Origin of the sequence: Geothrix limicola (genome assembly GCF_030268085.1) — a bacterium.
GTDB lineage: Bacteria > Acidobacteriota > Holophagae > Holophagales > Holophagaceae > Geothrix > Geothrix limicola.
On sequence record NZ_BSDE01000003.1, the window covers coordinates 252,990 to 279,357 of the forward strand.

Sequence of the window (26,368 nt, forward strand, 5' to 3'; positions counted from 1 at the left end):
CCCATAGTTTTGGCCTGCCCTGCGGAGTGTTTCCATGGCCCTTGATCGACTCCTGACAACTTCCGTTCGTGCCCTGGTTCTGGTGGCGGGGATGGCCGCGGTCGTGCTGCCCGTGTTCGCTCAGACACCCGTGGCCATCCCCGGCACCTTCGCGGAAAACCCCATCGTCTACTTCGTCGTGACGGACCGCTTCTACAACGGCAATCCGGCCAACGATGAAAGCTACGGGCGGCATCGGGAGAAGACGCCGAAAGATGACGTGGGCACCTTCCATGGCGGCGATCTGAAGGGCCTCACGCTGAAGCTGAAAGAAGGCTGGTTCAGGGATCTGGGCGTCAATGCCCTCTGGATCACCGCGCCCTACGAGCAGATCCACGGCTGGGTGCAGGGCGGCCAGAAGGAGTTCAAGCACTACGCCTACCACGGCTACTACGCCCTGGATTACACCGTGCTCGATAAGAACATGGGCACCCCCGAGGAGCTGCGCGAGCTGGTCGACACGGCCCACGCCCAGGGCATCCGCATCCTCTTCGACATCGTCATGAACCACCCTGGCTACCTGGATATCCAGACCGCCAAGGACATGAAGATCGACGTGCTGTGGCCGGACTGGGAGAAGGATTCGAACCTGCTGCGGAATTACCACAACTTCATCGACTACAACTCCGAGAAGTTCGGCGACTGGTGGGGCCGCCCCTGGGTGCGCGCGGGCCTGCCGGGCTACATGGACGGCGGCCGCGACGACCTCACCATGCAGCTGGCCTACCTGCCGGACTTCCGCACGGAAAGCACGGAGGCGGTGAAGCTCCCCAAATTCCTGAAAGAGAAGGCCGACACCAAGGCCGTGGACCTACCCAACACCACGGTGCGCGGCTATCTCATCAAGTGGCTGACGGACTGGGTGCGCGAGTTCGGCGTCGACGGCTTCCGCTGTGACACGGTGAAGCACGTGGAACCCGCGGCCTGGGCCGCCCTGAAGGCCGAGGCCGCGAAGGCCCTGGCGGAGTTCAAGGCCAAGAACCCCACCCGCAAGGTGGACGACGCGCCCTTCTGGATGGTCGGCGAGTACTGGGGCGCGGGCCCCGCCAAGCACAAGCTCACGGGCTTCGGCTTCGACGCCATGATCAACTTCGATTTCCAGCAACAGGAGGGCGACTACGCCAAGCCCGAGAAGCTGTTCCGTGGCTACGCCAAGGAGCAGGCCGGCCGGCCCGTCCACATGCTGAACTACCTTTCTTCGCACGATACGGAGCTCTTCGAACGCGAGCGGCTCATCGAGGGCGGCTCGGCCCTGCTGCTGGCCCCGGGCGGCGTGCAGATCTTCTACGGCGACGAAACGGCCCGGCCCCTGGGCGTGGTGCCTCGCACGGACCCGCAGCAGGCGACGCGCTCGGACATGAACTGGGCCAGTCCCGATGCGAAGGTGCTCGCCCACTGGCGCAAGCTGGGCCGCTTCCGCGCCCGCCATCGCGCCCTCGCTACCGGCGAGCACAAGCAACTGGGCGACGCCCCCTACACCTTCAGCCGCGTGGAGCCCGCCAGCGGCGACCGTGTGGTGGTAGCCCTCGGCGCCAAGGGCGCCGTCAGCCTCCCCGTGGCTGGCGTCTTCGAAGAGGGCCAGACCGTGCTCGATGCCTACACGGGCCGCACGGCCAAGGTGGTGGGCGGCAAGGTCGCCCTCCAGGCCGAACAAACGGTCCTGCTCGAACGCGTGCAGGTCGAAACCCATTGATGGAATCATCCCCGTCCGACTGGACGGCGCAGCGCACAGCTTTGATGCATGACGAAGGAGCCCGCATGGCCACCAAGAAACTTTCCCGGGTCGCGTATTTCTGCATGGAGTACGCCCTCGACAGCCCCTTCAAGATCTATGCGGGGGGCCTCGGCATCCTGGCCGGCGACTACCTGAAGGGCGTGAAGGATCACGGCTACCCCATGGTGGGCATCGGCATCCGTTGGAAGCAGGGCTACGGCGAGCAGATGGTGGACGCACAGTCCGGCAAGGTCTACGACGCCTACAAGAACGGCAACCATGAGTTCCTGGAAGACACGGGCGTGATCGTCGAGATCGAGATCAAGGGCAAGCCCGTGAAGATCAAGGTCTGGCGCGTGAACAGCTTCGGCGTGGATTCCCTCTATCTGCTCGATACCGACATCGAGGAGAACGACGGCGAATCCCGCTGGATCACGGGCCAGCTCTACGGCTGGTTCGGCGAGGAGCGCGTCGCCCAGGAGATGGTGCTCGGCATCGGCGGCGTGCGGGCCCTGCAGGCCCTGCGCATCAAGCCCGAGGTCTACCACTTCAACGAAGGGCATGCCCTCTTCGCGGGCTTCGAGCTCATCCACCAGCGCATGGCCAAGGGCGCCACCTTCGAGGCGGCCCTGGCCAAGACGCGCGACGAGGTGGTCTTCACCACCCATACGCCCATCGTGCAGGGCAACGAATCCCACCCCATCGACCGCTTCCTCTACATGGGCGCCAACCTCGGCATCAGCAAGGCCCAGCTCAAGCAGCTCGGCGGTAGCCCCTTCAACATGACGGTGGGCGCCCTGCGGATGTCGCGCATCGCCAATGCAGTGGCGGATCTTCACCGCGTCACGGCCAACAGCATGTGGAAGAAGGTGGAGGGCCGCTGCGAGATCATCGGCATCACCAACGCCATCCACCGGCCCACTTGGGTGGACCAACGCATGCTCGATCTGTCCGCCGCCTGCGACGGCTCGAAGAAGGCCAAGGAGGCGCTGTGGAAGGCGCACATGGACAACAAGAAGAAGCTCATCACCTTCGTGGAGGGTCGCACGGGCGTGAAGCTCGACGCCGACAAGCTGCTCATCGGCTTCTCCCGCCGCGCGGCGCCCTACAAGCGGTCGAACTTCATCTTCACGGACCGCAAGTTCATCGAGCCCCTGCTCAAGAGCGGCAAGCTCCAGATCGTGTTCTCCGGCAAGGCCCATCCGCTGGATGACAACGGCAAGAAGATCGTCGAGAACATCCTGGAGATGACCCAGAAGTATCCGAACAGCGTCGTGTTCCTGGAGAACTACGACATGGAGATCGGCCGCATGCTGACCCGCGGCTCGGACGTGTGGCTGAACAACCCGCGCCGCCCCAAGGAGGCCTCGGGCACGTCGGGCATGAAGGCCGCCATGAACGGCGTGCTGAACCTCTCCATCCTCGACGGCTGGTGGCCCGAGGCCTGCAATCACGGCGTGAACGGCTGGCAGTTCGGCGACGGCTTCGAGAGCGAGGACGAGGCCGTGCTGGACAAGCACGACTTCAAGGCCTTCAAGAAGGTGCTGGCCGACGAGGTGCTGCCCACCTACTACGAGCGCCGCGAGGCCTGGATGGACATGATGGTGGCCTCCATCCAGAGCACCCGCGACGCCTTCGGCATGCAGCGCATGCTCGACGAGTACTACAGCCGGATGTACCGGCGCACCACCCGCTAGCCGATCGGAGCTCCCATGACCCGCCGCCCCGCCTCCCTGCTTGCCCCCCTGTTTGCTTCAGGCCTGGTGCTGTTCTGCGGCTGTGGTGGCGGAGGATCTTCCGCGTCGGCGCCGCCCCCGCCGGCCCTGGCCATCGACAACGATCCCAACGCCACGCCGACGGCGGATGCGGCCTACTTCAAGGTGCCGAGCAACCCGTTGGGCGTTCTCTTCAGTGGCGGCCAGGTCACCTTCAACTACTGGAACGCCAATGCCAGCGGCGTCACGCTCTGCCTCTACGCCCACTGGAACGATGCCCTCAACGCGCCCGCGGCCACCCAGGCCCTCACGCGGGGAGCGGGAGGCGTTTGGACGACGGGGCCAATGTCCGTCCCAGCCCAGCCCTACTACGTCTACAAGATCGGCAGCGACTACGTGCTGGATCCCTACGCGAAGTCCATGGCCCAGTGGGTCCATGCCAACGGCAGCGCCATCGCTGGAGACAGCATCGGCAAGGGCGCCATCCTCGACCCTGGGGCCTCGGCACCCGACGGCGGCTGGGCTTTTGCGGGATCGGCCAACTACTTCGACGGCTCGAGGATGAAGGGGCCGGACGGAGCCACCGCCGCGCCCTACGCCTACGCCTCCAACCGCGACGCCATCGTCTACGAGGCCGGGGTGCGCGATCTCACGGTGGATCCGGTCCTCACAGGTTTCTCATCAGGTCATCCCTGGGGCACCTACAAGGGCCTGGTGGACCTGCTGCCCCACATCCAGAAGCTGGGCGTCACCCACGTCCAGCTGCTCTGCCCCCTGGCCAACTACAACTACGACCAGACCAAGATCGGCACGCGGGAACTCGACATCACCAGGACCTCGGGCGCCAACTACAACTGGGGCTACGATCCCCAGAACTACTTCACGCCCACGGGCATGTACTCGGCCGCACCGGACAACGCAGCGGCGCGCATCAATGAGCTGAAGACGCTCATCAACGAGATCCACAAGCAGGGCATGGGCGTCATCCTGGACGTGGTCTACAACCACACGGCCAACAACGCCGTGCTGGGCGACACGGGCATCCAGAGCTACTTCTACCGCAGTAGCTCCAACAACGGCGCGGGCAGCCGCGACGTGAAGTCCGAGGCCAAGATGATGCGCAAGCTCATCCTGGATTCGGTGGTGCACTGGGTGGGCGAGTACAAGGTGGACGGCTTCCGCTTCGACCTCATGGGTGTGCTGGATTCGCAGACCCTCAAGGCGGCCTACGGCGCGGCCAAGGCCCTCAATCCCAACACGCTCTTCCTCGGCGAGGGCTGGAACGGCTTCTACACCGGCCCCACCACGGACTACAACGGCGACCCCATCACGGGCGCCGACCAGGGGAACTCGGCCCAGTTCAACGGCCTGAACATCGCCATGTTCTCCGACAGCTACCGCCAGATCTTCAAGAACGGCTATCCCAATGACGGCGCCCCGGCCTTCCTCACGGGCACGCCCCAGAATCCGGCCGCCCTCTTCTCCAACGTGGCGGGCCTGCCCACCAACACCAACCCGACCTTCGCGCCGGGATCGACCAACAGCGTGGTGAGCTACCTCACCTGCCACGACAACCTCTGCCTCTACGATGTCCTGGCCATGGGCACGGGGGCCCTGAAGGGCGCCGCGGGCGATGCGGACATCCTCAAACGAGCCAAGATGGGCTACGCCGTGCTGCTGACCTCTCAGGGCCTGGCCTTCATTCATGCGGGCGACGAGATGTTCCGCACCAAGGAGACGACGGGCGGCTACGCCAACACCAAGTCGAATTCGACCTCGTTCCGTTCCTTCGTGGACAACTCCTACAACGCCTCGGACGCCATCAACCTGGTGAAGTGGTCCAACGTCTACGCCAGCGATCCCATGGCCGGTGGCTTCACGAACTACGACACGACGGCGAACGGATACAAGCTCTACGCCTACGTGCAGGGGCTGGCAGCCCTGCGCAAGAGCAGCAACGCCTTCCGGCTGCCGGATGCCTCGCGCGCGGCCAACCTCAGTCGCATCGATCCCTTCGGCCTCGGCAGCAGCACCCTCGCCTTCGGCTACAAGGCCGTGGCCACGGACGGCACGGCCTTCTACGTGCTGCACAACGCCGACACCACCGCGAAGTCCTTCAATGTGGGCGCAGATCTGAACGCCGCCGCCCTGCTGGTGGATGGCGCCCAGGCGGGCCTCACGCCCATCGCCGCGCCCACGGGCGTATCCGTCGTCACCACGGCCGGCGCCAGCACCGTCACGCTCCAGCCTCTGACCTCGGCCATCCTGCGCAAGTAGGGGCTGAGGTAAGGCGAGGAAGGAAGCTTCAAGCGGAGGGATGCGGAGGAGCGGAGGAAAGCGGAGAAAATGATTCCTCAGCTTTCCTCAGCCTCTCCGCTCTCCTCCGCTTATTGAATTCCTTTGGGCGCTACTGCAGCCCCGTGAAGGCCACATCCACCTTCTGGTGTCCGGGGAAGCCCGGCAGGGGTTGGCTGCTGCGGCTACCGACGGTGCCTTCGAAGAAGTAGGGGCGCAGGAGGGCCTTGGCGCTGGGTGGCGCGAAATAGAGATGGGCCGGCTGTCCGTGCAGGGCCTGGGCCGTGAGGTAACCCACGAGGGCGTGCTCGGCGGAGTGGTAGCCGCTCTTCCACTGATGGATCTTGGGGCCCTCCCAGGGCTGCATGTCGGGGCCACCGGCCCCACCCCAGACTTCGTGGCCCTGATGATCCACCATCACGCGGAACCAGAAGTCCGCCGTGCGCGGCAGGGGCATGGCCTGGGCAGGGTCGCGCAGCGCCAGCGTTTCGGCCAGCTGATCGAGCTCCGCGTAGATCCACCACTCCTTGCCTGAATCCACGGATCCATCGGGCCGAAGCCGCGAGCCCCAGGTGCCTGAATCCGGCAGGTAGGCCTGTTTCAGCACGGCCTGGGCACCCGTGGTGGCGAGGTCCACCAGGGCCGGATCCTTGGTGAGGCGGCCGATGCGCTCGAGCATCCAGTAGGCCTTGGCGCTGTGGCCGAAATCCGTGTGTCGCGAGCCCAGCTTCTTCTGGGCGGGATCGTGGAGGGTGCCCCAGAACAGGTGGCGGTCGGCGTCCTGGTAGTCGCGCACCATCACCTGGGCGAGCCGCTTCAGATCCGCGGTCCACGCCTTCCGGTCCCGCTCCGGCAGGATGGGCGTGAGCAGCAGCATGTAGGCGTTGACCTGGTCCAGCTGGGCCACCAGTTCCTGGCGCAGGTGCTCGCCGTCGGGGGATGCCTTCTTCACCCAGCGCAGGGCCTGCCACTGGGGGTTCCAGTATTCGGTGAAGATGTGCGCCTTGAGCCTCTTGATGTCGCGGAGCATGGCCTCGTCGCGGGTGAGGTAGTAGTACATCGCCAGGCCCAGCTCGGCGTAGGCGAGATCCTGCGTGGTGCGCGCGAGTACCTCGGGTTTGGCTTCGCCCTTCTCCCAGTAGGAGACGGCGCTACCGGTCTTCGGATCCAGGGCCTTCTTGCGGATGAAGGTCGCGCCGTCCCGCGCCAGCTCCAGCATCTTGGGGTCGCCCGTGAGGTGGTAGGCGACGCCGTAGAAGTAGGTCTGGCGGGACTTCATGCGCACGTACTCGCGGCCGAAGTTCTCCTTGATCCAGCCCGGCGCCGTGGCGAGTTCTTCAGGGGGCTTCGTCCAATCCACGGCGTGGCCATCGTTGGAGCGGAAGGTGGGGAAGTCGCCCCGGGGCTGGCCCCAGGCGTCCGGCTGATTCCAGAAGGGCAGCAGGTCCTCGTTGAAGTGCTTCAGCCAGCGCTCGCCCGTGGGCAGGTCTGCGGGAAGCTGGGCCTGCGCGGAAGGGGCCGGAGATTGAGCCGGAAGTCCGGCGCCGGAGAGCACGAGTAATAGGCAAAGCGTGGGTTTCAGCATCGTCGGCTCCGGGGGCTCGGGGCACCGAAAAGGTGGAATGGATCGCACGGGGTGCTCCCAACCTACCACTCCGGTTCCCGGCGCGGAACGCGGGAGGTCGGCTCCCGGAAGCCGCTCAGAGCTGCAGCAGCCGCCGCCAACCGAGTAGTCCCAACTGGCCGGAGCGGGCCCGCACCAGGGCGCCGAAGTAGGCGAGGGTGCCGATCATGGCGGCGCAGGCGGCGGGGATGGCGACGCGCAGCCAGGTGGGCTGTCGCTCGGAAAGCAGGGCCCAGCCGCAGAGGAGGACGGCCAGGCTGCCCAGGTAGACGAAGGCGTCCATCAGGCGCCGGATGCGGCGCGCGCTCTTGGCGCCCTTCCTTCCCAGCAGGCTTTCGACCTGGGGGCGCGAGACGCAGTGATCGAGGTAATCCGCCGCGGCCCTCAGGGTCAGCTCCAGGGGGACGGGCTTGGCGCTGCTTTCCGCCAGCAGCTCCTCGTAGAGGGCGAGGTAATGGCTCACCATGTGTTCGAGGCTGAAGGCCTCGCGGACCCGCGCCTGCACGCTGCGCGCCTCCTGGGGATCGTATTCGGCGATGGCCCGCTCCAGATCCGTCGGCGTCGCGGGTCGGAGGAGGCGCCGTCCGAAATTGCAGTTCAGGAAGGTCTGGAAGCGCCCGTCTGTGACGAAGCCGCCCAGGCCCTCCAGGCCCCAGACGATGACGGCGTTGCCCTTGGCCATGGCCTCCATGGCGCTGCGTCCCAGGCCGAACACGAGGTCGTAGCGGCCGAGTTCGTCTTCGGGACGGGCCAGCGAACGCTGGAAGCCCGCGCCCGCCAGGCTGAGGGAGAGGCCCTGGCGCTGGCAGGCCCGCTCGAGATCCCGGTAGTCCGCGTGGGAGCGGATGTAGTTGCTGAAGAGCAGCGCCGTCTGGGGCCTGGATGGGAGGGGCGTCCTGGGGCTGAAGCGCCGCGTGTCCACGGTGTTGGGCAGGATGGTGACGAGCTCGGGCGGAACGCCCTGGGTCAAGACGAGGCGGTCCCGCCGCGTCTGATCCACGGCCACGAAGCGGCGGATCTGGGGAAAGGCGAGGGGCGTGTCGTGCCAGCTGTGCCAATCGTGGACGACGAAGAGGGCTGGCGCCTTCGGAAAGCGCAGCAGGGCCCGGGCCGTCTCTTCGCAATGGTGCCCGTGGATGATCTCCGGCGCCTCGGAGATGTCGCCGAGGTGGCTCACGACGGGCACGGTGGCCTGCCTCAGATCCTCGGCGAGGGGCCCCAGATCCGGCGAGTAGACGATGGGGTGCATGCCGCGGCCCAGCAGCCCCAGGGCCAGGTCGCGGATGAAGGTCTCCGTGCCGGTGCGGCCCGCCAGGGTGTGGTTGGTGAGAAGGATGCGCAAAAGAAGAACCCCTCCCATGGACCCTCGGATCCAGGGAGGGGTTGAACGTCCCTCAGATCAGGCGGTGACTACTTCGCGATGACGCGCACCATCTCGAGCACCTTGCTGGAGTAGCCCCACTCGTTGTCGTACCAGGAGACGACCTTCACGAAGGTGCCGTCCAGGGCCATGCCGGCCTCGGCGTCGAAGACGGAGGTGCAGCTTTCGCCGCGGAAGTCGGTCGAGACGACCTTCTGATCGGTGTAGCCGAGGATGCCCTTCATGGGGCCTTCGGAGGCGGCCTTCATGGCGGCGCAGATGGCCTCGTAGGTCGTTTCCTTGTTCAGCTCAACGGTCAGGTCCACCACGGAGACATCGGACGTGGGCACGCGGAAGGACATGCCCGTGAGCTTCTTGTTCAGCTCGGGGATGACCTTGCCCACGGCCTTGGCCGCGCCGGTGCTGCTGGGGATGATGTTCTCCAGGATGCCGCGTCCGCCGCGCCAGTCCTTATTGCTGGGGCCGTCCACGGTCTTCTGGGTGGCGGTGGTGGCGTGCACCGTCGTCATGAGGCCGCGCTTCACGCCGAAGGTGTCGTGCAGCACCTTGGCGACGGGCGCGAGGCAGTTCGTCGTGCAGGAGGCGTTGGAGATGATCGTCTGGCCCGCGTAGGTCTTGTCGTTCACGCCGAAGACGAACATGGGCGTGTCGTCCTTGCTGGGGGCCGACAGGATCACCTTCTTGGCGCCCGCGGCGAGGTGCTTCTCGGCGGTCTCCTTCGTGAGGAAGAGGCCCGTGGATTCGACGACGATCTCTGCGCCCACCTCGTTCCACTTGAGCTCGGCGGGATCCTTGACGGCCGTCAGGCGGATCTTCTTGCCGTTCACGATGAGGGTGTTGCCCTCCACGGCGACGGTGCCCTTGAAGCGGCCGTGCACCGAGTCGAACTGAAGCATGTAGGCCAGGTACTCGGGCTCGAGCAGATCGTTGATGCCCACGATCTCGATGTCCTGGAAGTTCTGCACCGCCGCGCGGAACACCATGCGTCCGATGCGGCCGAAACCGTTGATGCCGACTTTGATCGCCATGCGTCTTCTCCTAGAAAAAGAAAGGTCGTTCAGTGGGCGAGGGCGGAGGCCTGACGGGCCAAATCTATGATGACCTTCCAGTCGCCAGCGTCCAGTGAAGCCTTGGGGGTCAGCCAGGATCCGCCTACGCAGATCACATTCGGCTGGGAAAGGTAGGTGGGGGCCGAGGCCGGCGTGATGCCGCCCGTGGGGCAGAAGTGCAGCTCCCGGAAGGGTCCCGCGAGGGCCTTCAGCATGGCGAGGCCGCCCGCCTGCTCGGCGGGGAAGAGCTTCAGGAACCGGAAGCCCGCATCCACCGCGCGCATCACTTCAGACGGCGTCATGACGCCCGGCAGCAGGGGGATGGCGCCCTGGGCCGCGGCGGTGACGAGGGGGTCCGTCAGGCCCGGGCTCACGGCGAAGGCCGCGCCCGCGTCCTCCACCCGGCGCAGGGCCTCTGGCGTGGTGACGGTGCCGGCGCCCACGTGGACCTTGGGAAAGGTGCGGCTGATGAGGCGGATGGCCTCGAGGGCGACGGGGGTGCGCAGCGTGACTTCCAGCGTGGAGATCCCGCCCTGCAGCAGGGCTTCGGCCAAGGGCAGGGCCTGGTCGAGGCGGTCCAGGGCGATGACGGGCATCACCGGGGAGGCGCGGAGGATCTGCTCCAGCTGCCCGGCGCTCATGACAGGCTCCGGTCGAAGCTGGATCCGAAGGAGGTCGCCCCGGCCTCGGCGGTGGTCGCGTGGGCGCGGAAGAGGCCGAAGAGTTCGCGGCCGCTGCCCCGTCCCTGGCTTGAGGTGGGCGGCTGGGCCAGGGGGCGCACGGCCCATTCGGCGGGATCCACGCGGATCTCCAGGGTGCCGCGCTCCGCATCCAGTTCGATGAGGTCGCCGTTCTGGATCTTGGCGAGGGGGCCGCCCATCAGGGCCTCGGGCGAGGCGTGGATGGCGGCGGGCACCTTGCCCGAGGCGCCGGACATGCGGCCATCCGTCACGAGGGCCACGCGGTAGCCGCGGTCCTGGAGGTTGGCGAGGGGCGGCGTGAGCTGGTGCAGTTCGGGCATGCCGTTGGCGCGGGGCCCCTGGAAGCGCACGACGGCCACGACGTTCCGGTTGAGTTCGCCCGCGCGGTAGGCCTCCTGCAGCGCCTCCTGGCTGTCGAAGACGCGCGCCGGGGCGAGGATGTGGCGGTGCTCGGGCTTCACGGAGGACACCTTGATGACCGAGCGTCCCAGGTTGCCCGTGAGCAGGCGCAGGCCGCCGTTGTGAGAGAAGGGCCGCAGTGCGGGGCGCAGCACTTCCTCATCGCCGCTGGTGGCGGGCGCCTCGCGCCAGACGAGACCGCCGGGACCCAGCTCGGGTGCCAACTCAGGAGCTTGGGTGTAGGGGTTCAGGCCCGGCCCGGCCACGGTCAGCACGTCGCCGTGCAGCAGGCCCGCCTCCAGCAGCTCACGGATGAGGTAGCCCATGCCCCCGGCGCGGTGGAAGGCGTTCACATCCGCCTGGCCATTGGGGTAGACGCGGGTGAGAAGGGGCACCTGCGCCGAGAGCGCATCGAAGTCGCTCCAGTCGATCTGGATGCCTGCGGCCCGCGCGATGGCCACGAGGTGCAGGGTGTGGTTGGTGGAACCGCCCGTCGCCAGCAGGCCCACCATGCCGTTGACGATGGCCCGCTCGTCGATGACGAGGCCCAGGGGCGTGTACTCGGGGCCGCCCGCCACCAGGGCCGCGACGCGTTCGGCGGCGCGGCGCGTGAGGGCCTCGCGCAGCGCGCTGCCCGCGGGCACGAAGGCCGTGCCCGGCAGGTGGAGGCCCATGATCTCCATGAGCATCTGGTTGCTGTTGGCCGTGCCGTAGAAGGTGCAGGTGCCCGGCGCCGAATAGGACTTGGCCTCGGTCTCCAGGAGCTCCGTGCGGTCCGCCTGGCCCGCGGCGGCGCGCTGGCGCACCTTGGCCTTCTCCTCGTTGGAGATGCCCGTGACCATGGGGCCGCCGGGCACGAAGATCACGGGCAGGTGCCCGAACTGCAGGGCGCCGATGAGCAGGCCCGGCACGATCTTGTCACAGACGCCCAGGCAGAGGGCCGCGTCGAAGACGTTGTGGGAGAGGGCCACCGCCGTGGACATGGCGATGACATCGCGCGAGAAGAGTGAGAGCTCCATGCCCGGCTGGCCCTGGGTGATGCCGTCGCACATGGCGGGCACGCCGCCGGCCACCTGGGCCGTGGCGCCGGCTGCGCGGGCTGCCTCCTTGATCCAGGCCGGGTAGTCGCCCAGGGGCTGGTGGGCCGAGAGCATGTCGTTGTAGGCCGTCACGATGCCGAGGTTGGGCTGCTTGCCTTCGCGCAGGGCGGGCTTGTCGGGGCCCGAGGCGGCAAAGGTGTGCGCCAGGTTGGCGCAGGAGACCTCGCAGCGGTGGGGCGTGGCCGACGCGGCGTCGCGGATCTGCGCCAGGTAGGCCTCCCGGCTCGTCCGGCTGCGCGCGCGGATGCGGTCTGTGATGGCAGCCACGTGGGGATTCAAGGCCATGACATGTTCCTTCTGGTGCCCGGCAACGCCTCGGCGGATGTAATATTATTACTTCGCGACGCCGATTCCATCACAAATATCGTAGTATTTCTACATTCGGAGTGCGCATGAAACCCCTGCCCGATTTCGACATGGTGCTGTTCGGCGGCACCGGCGACCTGGCCATGCGCAAGCTGCTGCCGGCCCTCTACCAGCAGGTGAAGGCGGGCACGGTCAGCCCCGCGTCGCGCATCCTCGCCGCCGCGCGGCGCAAGCTTTCGAGAGCCGAATTCCTCGACCTGGCGGAGGCTTCCTGCAAACCCTTCCTGGGCGAGGCCTACGACGCGGCCACCTGGAAGGCCTTCGCCGAACGCGTCAGCTACTTCTCGGTGGATGCGCAGGACGCGGCGAGCTACGCGGTGCTGGGCGAGGCCCTGGGTCAGCATCCTGACCGCGTGCGCGTCTTCTACTACTCCACCGCGCCTGAATTCTTCGCCGCCATTTCCGCCCACCTGGGCAATGCGGGCCTCATCACCGCGCGCTCGCGGGTGGTGGTGGAGAAGCCCCTGGGCCACGACCTGGAATCCTCGCGGGAGATCAACGACGCGGTGGGCCAGCATTTCGCCGAGCGGCAGATCTTCCGCATCGATCACTACCTGGGCAAGGAGCCCGTGCAGAACCTGCTGGCGCTGCGTTTCGGCAACGTGCTCTTCGAGCCGCTCTGGCGCCGCGAATGGGTGCAGGACGTGCAGATCACCGTCGCCGAGCAGCTGGGGGTCGAAGGCCGCGGCGACTTCTATGAGCACACGGGGGCCCTGCGCGACATGCTGCAGAACCACCTGTTGCAGCTGCTCTGCATCGTCGCCATGGAGCCGCCCACGGGCAGCGATCCCGACGCGGTGCGCGACGAGAAGCTGAAGGTGCTGCGCTCCCTCAAGCCCTTCACGCCCATGGATGTCGCCACCAAGACCGTGCGCGGCCAGTACAAGGCCGGGGCCGTGGGCAGCGGGCCCGTGAGCGCCTACGTGGAGGAGCCGGGCGTGGCACCGGACAGCCGCACGGAGACCTTCGTGGCGGTGAAGGCGGAGATCGACACCTGGCGCTGGGCCGGCGTGCCCTTCTTCCTGCGCACGGGCAAGCGCATGCCCGACAAGCTGGCGGAGATCGTCATCAACTTCCGCCCCGTGCCCCATCCCATCTTCGGCGAAGCCGCCCACGGGGGCCGCGCCAACCGGCTCATCATCCGCATGCAGCCCGACGAAAGCATGCGGCTTTACCTTGTGGCCAAGCAGCCCGGCGATGCCATGACGCTGCAGCCCGTGAACCTCAACCTGGACTTCGCGGAATCCTTTCGCGCCCGCCGCCTGGAGGCCTACGAGCGCCTCCTCATGGATGCCATCCGCGGCAAGCTCACGCTCTTCGTGCGGCGCGACGAGCAGGAGGCCGCCTGGCGCTGGGTGGAGCCCATCCTCGAGAACTGGGCTAGCAGCGAGGAGCGGCCCAAGTACTACACGGCGGGAAGCTGGGGACCAGCGGCCTCCAGCGCCCTGCTGTCCCGCGATGGGCTCGCCTGGAACGAGGAGGACTGAAGGTGGCAAGGCTGCACGAATTCGCGGACATGGCCGCGCTCACGGCCGCCTTGGCCGAGCGCGTGGCGTGGCGCCTGCGCGACGATCTGGCTCAGCACGAGCAGGTGGTGCTGGCGGTCTCCGGCGGCAAGAGCCCGGTGCCCCTCTTCGACGCCCTGTCGGCCCAGTCCCTCGTCTGGAGCCGCGTGGCCGTCACCCTGGCCGACGAGCGCTGGGTGCCGCCCGATCATCCCGACAGCAACGAAGCCCTCGTCCGCACCCACCTGTTGAAGGACCGCGCGGCGACGGCGCTCATGGTGCCCTTCTGGAACGGCGACGCGGTGCCCGAGACGGCCGCCCCGGCCCTGTCCCGGGTGCTGGACGCGCTGCCGCACCCCTTCAGCGAAGTCATCCTGGGCATGGGCGAGGATGGCCACATCGCCTCCCTCTTCCCCGGGGCGCCCGAATTGGCCGCGGGGCTGTCGACCCGGGCCTCGGCCCTGGCCGTCAATCCGACGCTCGCGCCCCACGCACGCCTGAGCCTGTCGCTGCATGCGCTGCTGAACACCCGCGACATCGTGCTGCTGATCACGGGCGAAGCCAAGCGGCGCGTCTACGAGCGCGCGCTGGGCCAGGGGTCCGAGGAGGAATTGCCTGTGCGCGCCATCCTGCGCCAGAACGGCGTGCCGGTTTCGGTATTCTGGGCCCCGTGAGTATGTCCCTTCTCAGCCGCATCCAGGCCCTCCTCCCCGACCTCCCGCCCTCCGAAAAGCGGGTGGCGGAGCTGGTGCTGAACCGGCCCGTGGAGGTGGTCTCGGCGCCCATTTCGCAGATCGCCCAGTGGTCCGACGTGAGCCAGCCGACGGTGATCCGCTTCTGCCGCCGCCTGAAATGTCCGGGCCTGCCCGGGTTCAAGCTCAAGCTGGCGGGCGATCTGGGCGCGGGCATCCCCTTCGTCCATGCGAGTCTCGCGCCCGGGGACGACCTGAGCCAGCTCATCGGAAAGGTCTTCGATCACGCGGTGGCGGGCCTGGCCCGGGGCCGGAACGCCCTGCCGCCCGAGGCCGTGGACCGGGCGGTGGAGGCCCTCGACCGGGCCAGCCGCATCGAGTGCTATGGCCTGGGCAATTCGGCTATCACGGCCCAGGACGCCCAGATGAAGCTCTTCCGCCTGGGCACGGCCACGGTGGTCTGCACGGATTCGCAGATCCAGCGCGTCGCCGCGGCCCTGCTGCCCGGGGATGCCGCGGTGCTCGTCATCTCGAACTCCGGGCGGACGAAATCGCTCCTCGACGTGGCGGCCCTCGCCCGGCGATCAGGGGCCACGATCATCGCCCTCACCCGCTCGGACTCGCCCCTGGCCGAGGCGGCCGACATCCTGCTGCCCGCGGACGTGCAGGAGAATCCGGAAGTCTACGCGCCCATGGTTTCGCGCCTCGTCCACCTCGCCATCATCGATGTGCTGACGGTGGCCCTGGCCCTGCGCAAAGGGCCCGCCGCCATCACGCGCATGGAAGTGGCCAAGGCCTCGCTCCAGGCCACGCGCGAGCCCCGCTAGGCCGGAAGGTTGGTCGGACGATAGGGCGCCGGTGTCCGGTCGGGTTCGCAAAGCACCGCCGAGGCGGACTGGCGTTCCTGGATCGAAGCGTCCAGGCTCAACCCGCTTGGGAACGTGCGCGGCCCGAGGCGCACGCCCGGCAGGCACCAGGGCAGGGCGGCCCAGGGTTGATGAGCCGTCGCCGTCGCGTTGGGCTGGATGCCATCGAGCCATCCGGGGCGGAAGGTGAGGCCCACCTGGCCGAGCTGCTGGGCCATCCATTTCAGCGCGCCATCCGACAGGCCGCTTTCACCGTTGGCCGAGGGATAGCCGCCGCCCACATCCGCGTGGGCGCCCGGGAACAGCACCTGGCGGATGCGGTCGGCCGGATCCCAGAGGGTGGGCACGAAGTCGTCGCGCCGTTCGTCCAGGGCCACCGCGTGGAAGCCGTTCAGCACCTTGTCGCTGAGCTTGGTGTCGGCGAAGCGGAAGGCGTCCTGGCGCTGCCCGGCGTCGTAATCGGGAATCCCCATGGCCCCGACGGTGTCCCACACGCCGACGGCGGCCAGGGTCGGCACGGGCACGAGGTCCGCGTCCTTGAGGGAACCTTGGGAGAGGAAGGCCGGCAGGTCGGCGATGATCTCGCCGAGACAGGCCAGGCTGAAGGGATTGCGCAGGGCGGCGCGCCGGTAGCGGTACCAGGCCTCGGCGCCGCAGCGGTAGGCCTTCTCGTGATCGGCGGTGAGGGCGGGATTGAGCAGGCCCTGGGAGGCGATCAGGCCCGCCAGGGCGCGGGCCGTGTAGGCACCGCGGCTGAAGCCGAGGATGGTGATGGCGTCGCCCGGCGCGTAGTTGCGCGAGATGAAGGTGTAGCCGCGGACGATGCGTGAAATGATCCCTGCGCCGAAGGCGCCGCCCATGAGCTTGATGATGGGGTTGCGGGAATCGCCGACGCCGTGGAGGTACTTGGCGATCTGGATGGTGGCGCCGTCCTGCTGCAGTTCCTTCTCCTGTTCGTCCGCCAGCAGCAGGGAGGCGTCGGACAGGGCGCCATCCAGGCCCACGAAGAGCTTGTAGACGTTGGTCGGATCCGAGGTCTGATCGTGGTTCTCGTCTTCGTTCGGATTGTTCCAGGTGCCGTCCGCGCAAAAGACGATCTGTTTCGACATGTCTGTCTCCAGGGGGGCCGCTCGAGGGCGGGCGGGTCAGTGGGGGTGGGATCCGGTCTTCCGCCGTCCGGGGTGGGTGCGGTTCAGGCTGGCCACATCGAGGTCGAAGAGCCCCGTGTCGATGACACAGTCGATGAAGGTGGGGTGAATGAAGGCGCAGGTTCGGAAATCCGCACCGCCGAAGCGGCAGCCTTCGAAGGTGGCGTCCGTGAAGGTGGCGGAGGGCCACCTGGAGCCGCCGAAATCGCAACGGAGGAAGGCGGTCTTCTGGACCACGGCCGCCTGTCCGTTCAGCCCCATCAGCTCGCAGTCCTCGAAGCGGTCGTGGGACCACTCGGCCTCCGAAAGGTCCGAGGCGGTGAGCTTGGCGTGGCGGAATTCGGACTCAACCCAATGGGATTTTGGAGCGTGGACCTTCCGGAGGTCGGACTGGTCGAAGCGGCAGCCCGTGACGTGAAGGCCCGGCAGCTCGGCCTGGACGAGGCTCGCCTTCAGGAAGGTCGCGGCCTCCAGGTGGGCGCCGTCGAAATGCGAGTGGTCGAGATCGGCGTGATCGAAGGTGCCTTTTTTCAGCACGAGGTGGACGGCCTGCAGGGGGCCCTTGGCCCCGGTGAGGTCGCAGCCCTGGAGGTGGGCGTCCGTGAAGACGGCGCCTTCGAGCACGGCGCCGCGGAAGTTGCCTTCCCGGATGCGGGCCTGCTTGAGAACCGCGCCCCGGAGGTTGCACTTCCGGAAGTTCGCGCCCTGGAGCTTGAGGCCGAGGAAGATGCACTTGGACAGGTCCACGTCCGCGAGGTCGTACTGCTGGGTGGAGCCGCCATCCGCCTGGATCAGGAGGTTCTGGATGGCCACCTTGGTCCGGGCCGCGAGGCGCTCGCCGTCATAGATGTCACCGGCCTGAAGGATCGTGTTGGAGGTTTCGGCCTCGAAGACCTGGGCGATGCGGTTCAGACGGATCAGTTCGGGTAGCACCTCGGGGCCCATGCTCACGAGGGCCAGCAGCACCGACTTGCTGATCTCCTCGTCGAAACGGCCCAGGGACATGGTGAGGAGGCGCCCGGTCTCCTTCGGGTAGAGCGACAGGGCGAGGATGATCCAGGTCTTCTTCTCGGCGTCAGGGGCCTGGTTGAAGGCCGCGAGGAGGTTGGCCACCCGCTCGGCGCGGCGGCCCTCCTCGTCGAGGCGCTGCTGGTCCAGGCGGTCCTTGTCGGCCTTCGCCCGCTGCGCGCGGTCCTGCTGCCTCTGATCGAAATAGCGGACGAGCGCCCAAATGGCGCCGATGAATCCCGCCAGGATCGTGAACGCCAGGGTGCCGGCGTCCACGAGGGCCTTGATGAATTTGGGATCGGTCAGCACCTCGGACTCCGGGTGATCCGGCCCAGCCTATCAGAGCGCGACTGGGAAAAGTCCGTGAGAAATGTCTACCGGATGGGCTTGAAGGCGGGGCGGGTGTCGGCGTTGGCCAGGGCCTGGCCCAGGTCGAAGGTGAACTGGGCCTGCTGCGCCATGCCGCGCAGATCCCAGGTCGGGTCGTACTCGTCCGTCACCTGGTGGTAGCGCTTTCCGTAGGTCGCGGCCTTGGCCTTCAAGGCCGCCGGATCGGCGCCGAGGTAGTCGTGGCCTCCGCCCACGGAAAGGGCGGGCACGCCGGCCTGCACGAAGCTGTAGTGGTCCGAACGGAAGTAGCCGCCGCCCGTATCCGGGCGGGCGGGGGCGATCATGAGGCCCGAAGCCTTGGCCACGGCGGCGCCGACCTCGCCCAGAGTGCTGCGCTCGCCGAAGGGCAGGCCGATGTCGCGGGTGGGGGCGACGAAGTTGAGGCAGTCCAGGTTGAGGTCCGCGGCCGTCTTCGCCAGCGGCCACAGGGGATCCGCCGCGTAGGCCTTGGATCCCAGCAGGCCCTGCTCCTCGCCGCAGACGAAGAGGAACATCCGGCTGCGCCGCGCGGGCGCGTGGCGGGCGGCCTGGGCCATGGCCAGCAGGCCCGCGCAGCCTGAGGCGTTGTCGATGGCGCCGTTGTAGATGGTGTCGTCCTCGTGGCCCGGTTCGGACTGGGGATGGGTGTCCACGGCCAGATCGGTGCCCCGGCCCAGGTGATCCCAGTGGGCGGAGTAGATCACGACTTCATCCTTCAGGGCCGGATCGGTGCCCGGCACCAGGCCCGCCACGTTGAACTGCTCGAGGGTGCGCACGGAGCTGCTGAGGTGGCCCTTCATCTGCAGATCCAGGGGCACGGGCTGGAAATCCCGCCGCAGGGCCCGGGCGCGCAGGGTGTCGAGGTCCTGGCCGCCCTGTTTCACCAGGGCCCTGGCCGTGTCCTCGGTGACCCAGCCCTTGAGGGGGGCGCCCGCGGCCTCCTTGGCGAGGGAAAAGCGTTCCGCGTCCCATCCGGTGCGCACGACGGACCAGCCGTAGGTGGCGGAAGGCGTCGTGTGGATCAGCAGCACGCCCGCGGCTCCGCGCCGGGCGGCCATCTCGAACTTGGTGGTCCAGCGGCCGTAGGCGCTGAGGTTCGGCCCCTCGAAGAGGCCCGGCTCCTCGGCGGTGGGGGCGGGCTCGTTGACCATCATGAGCAGCACCTTGCCGTGCAGGTCCACGCCTTTGTAGTCGTCCCAGCGGTACTCGGGCGCCTCGATGCCGAAACCCACGAACACGACGGGCGCGTCGAAGGTCTGCTCGGTCTCGGCCCGGCCCGATCCGAAGACGATCTCGGATCCGAACCGCGGCGTGGCGCAGGCACCCCCGCCCATGAAGCTGATGGTGCTGCGCGGCACGAGGGTCCGCAGGCCCAGCAGGGACACGGCCTGGCGGTAGGAACCCCGCACCGGGCTGAGGCCCAGGGCCTGGAGCTGGGTCTCCAGGTAGCGCACCGTGAGATCGGCGCCGCGCTGACCGGTGCCGCGGCCCTCCAGCAGGTCATCGGAGAGGAAGGCGAGGTGGGCGCGCAGGGTCGCCTCCTGGACCTTGGGGGCGGGCACGGCCCCCTGGGCAAGCAGGCCGGCCGCGGCCAGTACAGGCAGCATGAAACGCATGAAGGCTCCCGGGGGAGCCTTCAGCATACCTCGCAAGCTGTGGTGAATTCGGGCTAGATCTGACTGGCGCCCGAGGGAATGCTGACGCCGGCCACGCCCGCGACCTTGGCATTCGCCAGGAGCTTGCCGCCGGTGCCGGGGCCCATGCCGAGCACCGCGCCCTGGCGGACACCGGCTTCCGTCGTCGAGACGGTGGGCACCTTGGCGGCGGCCATGCGCTGAATGAGGAAGGTGGCGGCGCTGGTGCCATCCCCGGCGATGCGGTCACCGGCCACGAGCACCACGGCGTCCGGGCGGCGGGTGCCGAGCGTGCCCAGGGCCTTGCCCATGTCCTGGGGGCCCTTCACGTCGACGACGATGAGCTTCATGCCGGGCATGGCCGCGGAGATCGAATCGAGGGCGCCCCGGTTGCTGGCGGAATCGCAAACCACTGCCACGGTCGACACCTGGGGCCAGGCGCTGCGCATGGCCTTGCCGAGGGCATCGTAGTCGCCGGCGGCCAGGGGAGCGGTCAGGAGGGCGGCAGTGGACAGAAGGGTGACAAGCTTCATGAAAGGATCTCCTCTAGGGGCTGTCCGGACACACGCCGGACTGGGCACAAGGAGTCTCATCGGCCGCCGCAAACAATTCTTGAACAGACTAAATGTTGTTTTATTTTAATTTAAAAAAAAGGTAAAAATCGTGACCTTCATCCGGGTAAACCAGTCGACTTGTCTTGGGACGAAAGCCATAAAAACAGATTTCGTTTGGGTTGAATTTTTGAGCAGGGCTCAGCGACCCTTGACTCAGTGAGGCTCGGACAAGCGGCCCAGCTGGAACTGCACGGCGCCCAGCAGGGCCACGGGGGTTGTGACGGCCCGGAGGATGCTGCGGCCCAGGCTGACGGGCAGCCATCCGGACTGGCGGAGGGCGGCGAATTCCTCGTCGCTGATGCCGCCCTCGGGCCCGCTGGTGAAGGCCAGGGCTTCGGCGCGGAAAGTAGGATTGGCTTCGCCCGTGGCCAGCTCGTAGGCCACCCATTTCTGGGGCGCCTCCCAGGTCAGCAGCGACGCGAAGGGCAGCGGCGCGCGGAGGTCGGGGCGGCGGCTCCGGTGGCTCTGCTCGCAGGCGGATTGGATGAGGCGGGTCCAGCGTTCCATGCGGGCCTCGGTCTTGGCGGCGTCGTACTCGCTGCGGGCGTAGACCACGGGCTGGATGAGGGTGACGCCCAGCTCCACCAGGGGCGGCAGCCATTCGTCGAAGAGGCTGAGCTGGGCGGGAAGGGGCAGGCAGGCCTGGAGGGCGAAGGGCGGCTCCCGGTCCTCGAGCAGGGGGGTGACGAGGCGGGCTGTCGCGCGGCCCCGGTCGAGTTCCGCCAGGTCCGCGGTCCAAGCCTCGTCCCCCAGCACCAGTTCCAGGGCCGACCCGGGCCTCAGGCGCAGGGCCTTCAGGTGCCGGGCGGCCTCGGGCCCGAGGGGGATCAGCGTGTTTTCGACCGCGGGCTGGGCATCGAGGAAGAGGCGGGGCAGGCTCATGGGGACATGATGGGCGATTCCGGGCCCTCCTGGCGAGGCAGGCTGCCACAGGCGGAGCATCCGCTGAGGCAAGGTTCCACGCGGGCCTCCCTCAACCTTTTGCGAAGGCTTGGGGTCAAGTCAGATACCCGACTGGCACGGGTTGTGACCAGGAACCCCCGGGGCCGTCGCCCCTGATCGAAAGGAACCGCCATGAACGTTCGCCGTTTCTCCGTCGCCGCCTTCGGAATGCTCCTCATGGGCGCCTCGCTCTTCGCCCAGAGCCCCGAGCCGGGCACCCAGACCAGCACCCCCAAGCGCGAGGCCCACGCGGAAAAGCGCGCGGAGCGCCAGCAGAAGCGCATCGCCCAGGGCGTGGCCAGCGGCTCGCTGACCCCGAAGGAGACCGCCCGCCTCGAACGCCAGGAGGGGAAGGTCAACAAGGACATCGCCAAGGCCGAGGCCGACGGCAAGATCACGAAGAAGGAAGCCGCCAAGATCCAGAAGGAGCAGAACAAGGAAAGCCGCCGCATCCACCGGCAGAAGCACGACGCCCAGACCACCAAGTAGGCGAGGCGCTTGTTCTGGATGGGGCCCCGCGGGGCCCCTTCCTCGTGGCGCTGGGCCGGGGCTGGCCAACCCAGATAAGCTGGTGGTTCTGGAGGACCCTTGGTCGACGCCCTACTCCAAGCCGCGCCCTGGTGGGCTTGGGCCGGATTCCACGCCTTTGTGTTCCTGATGCTGGCCCTGGATCTGGGCGTCTTCAACCGCCGGGTCCACGCGCCGACCATGCGTGAAGCGGGCATCTGGAGCGCCGTGTGGATCGGCCTGGCGCTGCTGTTCAACGGCCTGATCTTCCAGGCCGGGGGCACGCAGAAGGGCCTGGAATGGTTCACGGGCTACGTGCTGGAGAAGTCCCTCAGCGTCGACAACCTCTTCGTCTTCGTCCTCGTCTTCCGCAGCTTCCAGGTGGATCTGCGCCACCAGCACCGGGTGCTCTTCTGGGGCGTGTTCGGAGCGCTGGTCATGCGCGCCGCCATGATCCTGGCGGGCACGGCCCTGCTGAACCGCTTCGAATGGATGATGTACGTCTTCGGCGGCTTCCTCGTCTACACCGGACTGAAGATGCTGCTGGTGGAAGAGGCGGAAGCCGATCCCACCCAGAACCCCCTGGTGCGGGCCTTCCGTCGTTTCGTGCCCTACGACGAAACCGGAGGTCACGAACGCTTCTGGTCCGTGCGTCAGGGCCGCCGTTTCGCCACGCCCATGCTGGTGGTGCTCATCACCATCGAGGTGACGGACCTGGTCTTCGCCGTGGATTCCATTCCGGCCGTGCTGGCCGTGAGCCGGGATCCCTTCGTCGTCTACACGTCGAACATCTTCGCGATCATGGGCCTGCGAAGCCTCTACTTCCTGCTGGCCAAGATGATGGACCGCTTCCACCGCCTGAAGACGGGACTGGCCGTCGTGCTCGCCTTCGTGGGCGTGAAGATGTGCATCGCGGAATGGGTGAAGATCCCCGTGCAGTACAGCCTGCTGGTCATCGCGGCCATCCTGGCGGGCAGCGTCGTCGCGAGCCTGGCCTGGCCCCTGGAACAGGACGGTCCCGAATGATGGAGGTCTGGCACCACGACCTCGAGACCGCCCCCGCCTCGGGACCTTTCGTCGTGACCCTGGGCACCTTCGATGGCGTCCACGCGGGGCATCGGGAGCTGCTGCAGGTGGCCTCGGGCCGCGCCAAGGCGCTGGGGCACCGGGCGGCCGTCGTGACCTTCGATCCCCATCCGGCCGTCGTCGTCGCCCCCGAGCGCCGGCCGAAGCTGCTGATGACCCTGGACCAGCGGCTGGCGGCCTTCGAGGCCGAGGCTATGGATCTGGCCTGGGTGATCCCCTTCAGCCGCACCTTCTCCGAACTGAGTCCCATGGACTTCCTGGACCGGCTGGAACGGATCCTTTCTCCCGTGGAGTTGCACGTGGGCCGGGCCTTCTGCTTCGGCCGCGACCGCAGCGGCACCGTGGAAACCCTGGAGGCCTGGGGTGCGGCCCATGGCTGCCGCGTGCACACCCTGGCGCTGCGCGCCCCCGACGGGGGCCGCCTGTCCAGCACGCGGATCCGGGAGGCGCTGGATCTGGGCGATGCGGAGGGCGCGGCGCAGCTGCTGGGCCATCCCTACACGCTGACGGGCGTGGTGGTAGAAGGCGACCGGCGGGGTCGCCATCTGGGCTTTCCCACGGCCAACCTGGCCTGGGAGCAGGAGCAGCTGCCGGCCAACGGCGTCTATGTCACGGAGGTCGTGCTGCCTCATCACGGGGGCATGCACCTGGGCCTGACGAACGTGGGGGAGAAGCCCACCTTCGACGGCCGCCGTCTCACGGTGGAAACGCACTTGCCAGGTTTCGAGGGCGACCTGTACGGGGCCCGTCTCAGCGTGCGATTCCTCCACCGCATCCGCGGCGAAGCGAAGTTCGCTTCGGTGGACGAGCTGAGGGTTCAGATCGGCCAGGATGTGGCCGAGGGTTGGGCCTGGTGGAAGGCGCACAAGGCCTAGTCGACCCGCTCGATACGCCTCAGCTGGCGGCGTCCACCCGCCAGCGGGTGAGGGGGCGCTCGGCCAGGTCCCAGATCTGCAGGCCCTGGGGCAGGCGGCCCACGCTCAGGCGCTGCCGGATCTGGGCTTTGGCGGCGTCCAGGCTATCGGCCTCGATGGGGCCGTATTCCATGAAGTAGCCGCTGAGTTTGTAACCGAAACTGCGAAGAGGGGTCCGCATGAGGGCTCCATCTGTTCCGTTCATCTATGATTCGTTTTATTTTCGTGTTTGTCAAGATCAAAAGCGAAAATAAACGGGAGGGCAAATTCGGGCGCCCTCCCAGTATTCGAATTCACATTGGACAGTGGTTGTCGCATCCGAACGATCAGCGGAACCGGAGCTCCACTCGGCCCTCGAAGGGGGCCTCCAGCGGCCGCAGGGGCATGAAGACGACACGGCCTTCTCCGCAGCCATCCTGGCGATACCGTTCGTACCGTTCGCGCCGCTCCCAGCGGTCGTCCCAACGATCATCCCAGTGGCGCGCCTCCCAGCGCCGTTCTTCCCAGCCGCGGTAGGGGGCGCAGCGGGGCGCTTCGACCACCACGATGCGGCGGGGGCCCCGCCAGTGGTCGTGAGCCGAGAGGGGAAAGGCCGCGAGGGCCACGAGGGTGAGCAGAACCAGGCGTCGCATGGGACCTCCTTCGCCGGGGCGGGATCGACCACCCCATGGCAGCTAGATTCACGAGCCGTGCCAAAGCCCAAAGCGAGGTTCTGTGCGGGGTTTCAAGGTCTAGGCGGAAGAGGTGTTCGCGAATTGCAACAGAGGATCGCCACGGTGTGGCGGTCCGCCAATGGGCAAACCCCTCTCACTTGTCCCGACGGTCTCCCACGACCCTGGCCGGCACGCCCGCCACGATGGCCCATTCGGGCACGTCCTTCGTCACCACGGCGCCCATGGCCACGACGGCGTGATCCCCGATGACGACGCCATCGGTGACGCCCGCGTTGGCGCCGATCCAGACGTCCCGCCCGATGCGGATGCCGTGGGATCGCACGGACTGGTCCTTGATGTCGCGGTCGGGCTTCAGGCCGTGGTCGAAGGCGTAGAGGGCCGCGCCGCTGGCGATGCGGGTGCCGTCGCCGACGATGAGCCCCTTGCGCCCGCCGTCCAGCCGGGCGCCGGCGTTGACACTCACCTCATTCCCCAGCGTGATGGGGCCGTGAAGGAAGGCCTGGGCGGCGATGGCGCAGCGGTCGCCGAGCACGACGGCCCGGCCCGGCTCGCCGAAGATGGCAGCTTCCGGCGCGATGAAGCAGCCCGTACCGAGTTCCACCGTCTCCTGGGCCAGGAGCCGCGCCTGCACCTCCGCCTGCCAGGCCTCGGCCCAGCCGCGGTGCCGCGCCTTCAGCGCGAAGTAGAGCCAGGGCATCCAGGAGAGGCGTCGCTTGTGCTGTTCCCGCAGGGATTCCGGATCACGCATGGGTTCATGCTAGCGCTACAGTACCGCATGCCCCACCTCGGCCCCCTGCCCTCCTGGTCCTTCGCCCTGGGCGTGACGACGTCGCTCTTCTCGGTGCTCAACCCCATCAGCGCGGCGGCGATCTTCGCCAGCGCCACGGTGGGCATGGACCGGGCGGCCCTCCGGCGCAGCGCGCGCAAGGCCGCGCTGACGGCCGGCGCGGCGATGATCGTCTTCGCCCTCGTGGGCCAGTTCATCTTCAGCTTCTTCGGCTTCACGGCCCTGGCCATGCGCTTCGTCGGCGGTGTGCTCGTGCTCTACCGGGCCATCTCCATGCTCTACGGCGAGGATCCCCGCGAGCGGAGCACGGAGGACGAGAAGGCCGAGGCCAGCCTCAAAGCGCCCGAGGATTTCGCCATCATCCCCTTCGGCATTCCGCTGCTGGCGGGCCCGGGCACCATCTCCACGGTGATGGGCATGATCGCCGGCACCAGTTGGCGCGAGTACGGCGTGGTACTCATGGCCATCCTGCTGAACGTGTGGGCGACCTACCTCTTCCTGCGCAAGGCCCCGGCCGTGTTCGCCCTCATCGGCGCCATCGGCACCAAGGTGGTGAACAAGCTCATGGGCCTCATCCTGGCCGCCGTGGCCATGCAGTTCCTCATCAACGGCGTGAAGGCCCTCTACATCGAGATGCAGCAGGGCCCTCCAACGGCCGTCGTATCGATGAAGTAACTACTTCAGGGCGGCCTCGATGGCGGCCTTCAGTTCGGGGCTGTCGGGCGCGACCTTGCTGCTGAAGGCTGCGATCACCTGGCCATCCTTGCCGATCAGGTACTTGTGGAAGTTCCAGGCGGGCTCGCCGTGCTTGGCCGTGAGGAACTGGTAGAGCGGGGCCTGGCCGGGCCCCTTCACCTCGAGCTTTTCGAAGAGGGGGAAGGTCACGCCGTAGTTCTTCTGGCAGAAGCTGTGGATCTCCTCGGCTGAACCGGGTTCCTGGCCTCCGAACTGGTTGCAGGGGAAGCCCAGCACGACGAGGCCGCGGCCCTTCTGCTGCTCGTAGAGTTTTTCGAGCCCGGCGTACTGGGGCGTGAAGCCGCATTCGCTGGCCACGTTCACGGCCAGCACGACCTTCCCCTTGTAGGCGGCGAGGGACTGGGGCTTTCCATCCAGGGTGTTGAGGGTGATGTCGTGGAGGGACATGGGGACCTTCCTTTCGGCGGCGGGCAGGGCCAGGGTGGTGGCGAGACTGAGGGCAAGGGCAAGGATGGGGCGCATGGGATCTCCGGACTTGGTTCC

24 protein-coding genes are annotated in these 26,368 nt (G+C 67.6%); 10 read left to right on the plus strand and 14 right to left on the minus strand.

Annotated elements, in window-relative coordinates; genetic code table 11:
• Nucleotides 1-34 precede the first annotated feature (34 nt).
• From QSJ34_RS09065 to QSJ34_RS09075, 3 genes are all read left to right on the plus strand, one after another.
• Nucleotides 35-1,732, plus strand: a complete 1,698-nt coding sequence (locus QSJ34_RS09065; RefSeq protein ID WP_285574172.1) for an alpha-amylase family glycosyl hydrolase — start codon at nucleotides 35-37, stop codon at nucleotides 1,730-1,732.
• 65 nt (nucleotides 1,733-1,797) lie between these two features.
• Complete coding sequence (glgP, locus tag QSJ34_RS09070) at nucleotides 1,798-3,450, plus strand: alpha-glucan family phosphorylase (RefSeq protein WP_285574175.1); 1,653 nt, start codon at nucleotides 1,798-1,800, stop codon at nucleotides 3,448-3,450.
• Nucleotides 3,451-3,465: 15 nt separating this feature from the next.
• The gene (locus tag QSJ34_RS09075) at nucleotides 3,466-5,745 is read left to right on the plus strand and encodes an alpha-amylase family glycosyl hydrolase (RefSeq protein ID WP_285574177.1); all 2,280 of its coding nucleotides are present in this window, start codon (nucleotides 3,466-3,468) and stop codon (nucleotides 5,743-5,745) included.
• Nucleotides 5,746-5,875: 130 nt separating this feature from the next.
• On the opposite strand, the gene QSJ34_RS09080 is transcribed toward QSJ34_RS09075, so the two are convergent.
• From QSJ34_RS09080 to edd, 5 genes are all read right to left on the minus strand, one after another.
• Nucleotides 5,876-7,348 (minus strand): AGE family epimerase/isomerase, encoded by a 1,473-nt coding sequence (locus QSJ34_RS09080; protein WP_285574180.1) that lies wholly within the window; start codon nucleotides 7,346-7,348, stop codon nucleotides 5,876-5,878.
• A 115-nt stretch (nucleotides 7,349-7,463) separates the two neighbouring features.
• Nucleotides 7,464-8,729 carry a glycosyltransferase gene (locus QSJ34_RS09085; protein WP_285574183.1) on the minus strand — a complete coding sequence of 422 codons (1,266 nt, stop codon included), beginning with the start codon at nucleotides 8,727-8,729 and terminating at the stop codon, nucleotides 7,464-7,466.
• A 68-nt stretch (nucleotides 8,730-8,797) separates the two neighbouring features.
• The gene (gene gap / locus QSJ34_RS09090; protein ID WP_285574186.1) at nucleotides 8,798-9,796 is read right to left on the minus strand and encodes a type I glyceraldehyde-3-phosphate dehydrogenase; all 999 of its coding nucleotides are present in this window, start codon (nucleotides 9,794-9,796) and stop codon (nucleotides 8,798-8,800) included.
• A gap of 29 nt (nucleotides 9,797-9,825) precedes the next feature.
• On the minus strand, nucleotides 9,826-10,458 hold the full coding sequence (locus tag QSJ34_RS09095; RefSeq protein ID WP_285574189.1) for a bifunctional 4-hydroxy-2-oxoglutarate aldolase/2-dehydro-3-deoxy-phosphogluconate aldolase: 633 nt from the start codon (nucleotides 10,456-10,458) through the stop codon (nucleotides 9,826-9,828).
• Nucleotides 10,455-12,302, minus strand: a complete 1,848-nt coding sequence (gene edd, locus QSJ34_RS09100; protein WP_285574192.1) for a phosphogluconate dehydratase — start codon at nucleotides 12,300-12,302, stop codon at nucleotides 10,455-10,457. The genes QSJ34_RS09095 and edd overlap by 4 nt, the downstream gene beginning before the upstream one ends.
• Before the next feature lie 107 nt (nucleotides 12,303-12,409).
• On the opposite strand from edd, the gene zwf reads away from it, so the two are divergent.
• From zwf to QSJ34_RS09115, 3 genes are read left to right on the plus strand one after another with little or no spacing between them, the layout of a single operon-like run.
• Nucleotides 12,410-13,870 (plus strand): glucose-6-phosphate dehydrogenase, encoded by a 1,461-nt coding sequence (gene zwf, locus QSJ34_RS09105; RefSeq protein ID WP_285574195.1) that lies wholly within the window; start codon nucleotides 12,410-12,412, stop codon nucleotides 13,868-13,870.
• A gap of 2 nt (nucleotides 13,871-13,872) precedes the next feature.
• Nucleotides 13,873-14,562 carry a 6-phosphogluconolactonase gene (gene pgl / locus QSJ34_RS09110; RefSeq protein ID WP_285574198.1) on the plus strand — a complete coding sequence of 230 codons (690 nt, stop codon included), beginning with the start codon at nucleotides 13,873-13,875 and terminating at the stop codon, nucleotides 14,560-14,562.
• Nucleotides 14,563-14,564: 2 nt separating this feature from the next.
• Nucleotides 14,565-15,407, plus strand: coding sequence for a MurR/RpiR family transcriptional regulator (locus QSJ34_RS09115; protein ID WP_285575175.1), 843 nt, complete (start codon nucleotides 14,565-14,567; stop codon nucleotides 15,405-15,407).
• On the opposite strand, the gene QSJ34_RS09120 is transcribed toward QSJ34_RS09115, so the two are convergent.
• From QSJ34_RS09120 to QSJ34_RS09140, 5 genes are all read right to left on the minus strand, one after another.
• On the minus strand, nucleotides 15,404-16,555 hold the full coding sequence (locus QSJ34_RS09120; protein WP_285574200.1) for a DUF2235 domain-containing protein: 1,152 nt from the start codon (nucleotides 16,553-16,555) through the stop codon (nucleotides 15,404-15,406). The two genes, QSJ34_RS09115 and QSJ34_RS09120, sit on opposite strands and share 4 nt — an antisense overlap.
• A 36-nt stretch (nucleotides 16,556-16,591) precedes the next feature.
• A complete protein-coding gene (locus tag QSJ34_RS09125) occupies nucleotides 16,592-17,911 on the minus strand; it encodes a pentapeptide repeat-containing protein (protein ID WP_285574203.1) in 1,320 nt (439 codons plus the stop codon).
• A gap of 65 nt (nucleotides 17,912-17,976) precedes the next feature.
• Entirely contained in the window at nucleotides 17,977-19,587 is a 1,611-nt protein-coding gene (locus tag QSJ34_RS09130; RefSeq protein ID WP_285574205.1) for a M28 family peptidase, read from the minus strand.
• 53 nt (nucleotides 19,588-19,640) lie between these two features.
• The gene (locus QSJ34_RS09135; protein ID WP_285574208.1) at nucleotides 19,641-20,138 is read right to left on the minus strand and encodes a type 1 periplasmic-binding domain-containing protein; all 498 of its coding nucleotides are present in this window, start codon (nucleotides 20,136-20,138) and stop codon (nucleotides 19,641-19,643) included.
• Nucleotides 20,139-20,372: 234 nt separating this feature from the next.
• Nucleotides 20,373-21,101 (minus strand): RsmE family RNA methyltransferase, encoded by a 729-nt coding sequence (locus QSJ34_RS09140; protein WP_285574211.1) that lies wholly within the window; start codon nucleotides 21,099-21,101, stop codon nucleotides 20,373-20,375.
• Between the two features lie 192 nt (nucleotides 21,102-21,293).
• Here QSJ34_RS09140 and QSJ34_RS09145 point away from each other — a divergent pair, with 192 nt between their 5' ends.
• The 3 genes from QSJ34_RS09145 to ribF all read left to right on the plus strand — a co-directional run bounded on the left by QSJ34_RS09145 (nucleotide 21,294) and on the right by ribF (nucleotide 23,629).
• Nucleotides 21,294-21,650, plus strand: coding sequence for a hypothetical protein (locus tag QSJ34_RS09145; protein ID WP_285574212.1), 357 nt, complete (start codon nucleotides 21,294-21,296; stop codon nucleotides 21,648-21,650).
• 99 nt (nucleotides 21,651-21,749) lie between these two features.
• Nucleotides 21,750-22,694 (plus strand): TerC family protein, encoded by a 945-nt coding sequence (locus QSJ34_RS09150; RefSeq protein ID WP_285574214.1) that lies wholly within the window; start codon nucleotides 21,750-21,752, stop codon nucleotides 22,692-22,694.
• A complete protein-coding gene (ribF, locus tag QSJ34_RS09155; protein ID WP_285574216.1) occupies nucleotides 22,691-23,629 on the plus strand; it encodes a riboflavin biosynthesis protein RibF in 939 nt (312 codons plus the stop codon). The genes QSJ34_RS09150 and ribF overlap by 4 nt, the downstream gene beginning before the upstream one ends.
• Before the next feature lie 19 nt (nucleotides 23,630-23,648).
• Here ribF and QSJ34_RS09160 read toward each other — a convergent pair whose 3' ends face one another.
• The 3 genes from QSJ34_RS09160 to QSJ34_RS09170 all read right to left on the minus strand — a co-directional run bounded on the left by QSJ34_RS09160 (nucleotide 23,649) and on the right by QSJ34_RS09170 (nucleotide 25,090).
• On the minus strand, nucleotides 23,649-23,849 hold the full coding sequence (locus QSJ34_RS09160; RefSeq protein ID WP_285574219.1) for a hypothetical protein: 201 nt from the start codon (nucleotides 23,847-23,849) through the stop codon (nucleotides 23,649-23,651).
• A gap of 145 nt (nucleotides 23,850-23,994) precedes the next feature.
• On the minus strand, nucleotides 23,995-24,300 hold the full coding sequence (locus QSJ34_RS09165; RefSeq protein ID WP_285574221.1) for a hypothetical protein: 306 nt from the start codon (nucleotides 24,298-24,300) through the stop codon (nucleotides 23,995-23,997).
• Between the two features lie 175 nt (nucleotides 24,301-24,475).
• Entirely contained in the window at nucleotides 24,476-25,090 is a 615-nt protein-coding gene (locus QSJ34_RS09170; RefSeq protein WP_285574223.1) for an acyltransferase, read from the minus strand.
• Between the two features lie 6 nt (nucleotides 25,091-25,096).
• On the opposite strand from QSJ34_RS09170, the gene QSJ34_RS09175 reads away from it, so the two are divergent.
• Nucleotides 25,097-25,804: a MarC family protein gene (locus QSJ34_RS09175; protein WP_285574225.1), complete on the plus strand. Its 708-nt coding sequence runs from the start codon at nucleotides 25,097-25,099 to the stop codon at nucleotides 25,802-25,804.
• Here the strand turns inward: QSJ34_RS09175 and QSJ34_RS09180 are convergent, their stop codons facing one another.
• The gene (locus tag QSJ34_RS09180; RefSeq protein WP_309568728.1) at nucleotides 25,805-26,272 is read right to left on the minus strand and encodes a glutathione peroxidase; all 468 of its coding nucleotides are present in this window, start codon (nucleotides 26,270-26,272) and stop codon (nucleotides 25,805-25,807) included. It lies immediately after the preceding gene.
• Between the last annotated feature and the right edge of the window lie 96 nt (nucleotides 26,273-26,368).

What these genes read in the sequence shown, in the direction of transcription:
- edd (WP_285574192.1), bottom strand. Translation starts at nt 12,302, where the DNA reads ATGGCCTTGAATCCCCACGTGGCTGCCATCACAGACCGCATCCGCGCG.
- QSJ34_RS09095 (WP_285574189.1), bottom strand. Translation starts at nt 10,458, where the DNA reads ATGAGCGCCGGGCAGCTGGAGCAGATCCTCCGCGCCTCCCCGGTGATG.
- QSJ34_RS09065 (WP_285574172.1), top strand. Translation starts at nt 35, where the DNA reads ATGGCCCTTGATCGACTCCTGACAACTTCCGTTCGTGCCCTGGTTCTG.
- QSJ34_RS09170 (WP_285574223.1), bottom strand. Translation starts at nt 25,090, where the DNA reads ATGCGTGATCCGGAATCCCTGCGGGAACAGCACAAGCGACGCCTCTCC.
- gap (WP_285574186.1), bottom strand. Translation starts at nt 9,796, where the DNA reads ATGGCGATCAAAGTCGGCATCAACGGTTTCGGCCGCATCGGACGCATG.
- QSJ34_RS09135 (WP_285574208.1), bottom strand. Translation starts at nt 20,138, where the DNA reads ATGAAGCTTGTCACCCTTCTGTCCACTGCCGCCCTCCTGACCGCTCCC.
- QSJ34_RS09180 (WP_309568728.1), bottom strand. Translation starts at nt 26,272, where the DNA reads ATGTCCCTCCACGACATCACCCTCAACACCCTGGATGGAAAGCCCCAG.
- QSJ34_RS09075 (WP_285574177.1), top strand. Translation starts at nt 3,466, where the DNA reads ATGACCCGCCGCCCCGCCTCCCTGCTTGCCCCCCTGTTTGCTTCAGGC.
- glgP (WP_285574175.1), top strand. Translation starts at nt 1,798, where the DNA reads ATGGCCACCAAGAAACTTTCCCGGGTCGCGTATTTCTGCATGGAGTAC.
- QSJ34_RS09140 (WP_285574211.1), bottom strand. Translation starts at nt 21,101, where the DNA reads ATGAGCCTGCCCCGCCTCTTCCTCGATGCCCAGCCCGCGGTCGAAAAC.
- QSJ34_RS09175 (WP_285574225.1), top strand. Translation starts at nt 25,097, where the DNA reads ATGCTAGCGCTACAGTACCGCATGCCCCACCTCGGCCCCCTGCCCTCC.
- QSJ34_RS09080 (WP_285574180.1), bottom strand. Translation starts at nt 7,348, where the DNA reads ATGCTGAAACCCACGCTTTGCCTATTACTCGTGCTCTCCGGCGCCGGA.
- QSJ34_RS09165 (WP_285574221.1), bottom strand. Translation starts at nt 24,300, where the DNA reads ATGCGACGCCTGGTTCTGCTCACCCTCGTGGCCCTCGCGGCCTTTCCC.
- QSJ34_RS09120 (WP_285574200.1), bottom strand. Translation starts at nt 16,555, where the DNA reads ATGTCGAAACAGATCGTCTTTTGCGCGGACGGCACCTGGAACAATCCG.
- QSJ34_RS09145 (WP_285574212.1), top strand. Translation starts at nt 21,294, where the DNA reads ATGAACGTTCGCCGTTTCTCCGTCGCCGCCTTCGGAATGCTCCTCATG.
- zwf (WP_285574195.1), top strand. Translation starts at nt 12,410, where the DNA reads ATGAAACCCCTGCCCGATTTCGACATGGTGCTGTTCGGCGGCACCGGC.
- ribF (WP_285574216.1), top strand. Translation starts at nt 22,691, where the DNA reads ATGATGGAGGTCTGGCACCACGACCTCGAGACCGCCCCCGCCTCGGGA.
- QSJ34_RS09130 (WP_285574205.1), bottom strand. Translation starts at nt 19,587, where the DNA reads ATGCGTTTCATGCTGCCTGTACTGGCCGCGGCCGGCCTGCTTGCCCAG.
- QSJ34_RS09160 (WP_285574219.1), bottom strand. Translation starts at nt 23,849, where the DNA reads ATGCGGACCCCTCTTCGCAGTTTCGGTTACAAACTCAGCGGCTACTTC.
- QSJ34_RS09115 (WP_285575175.1), top strand. Translation starts at nt 14,565, where the DNA reads ATGTCCCTTCTCAGCCGCATCCAGGCCCTCCTCCCCGACCTCCCGCCC.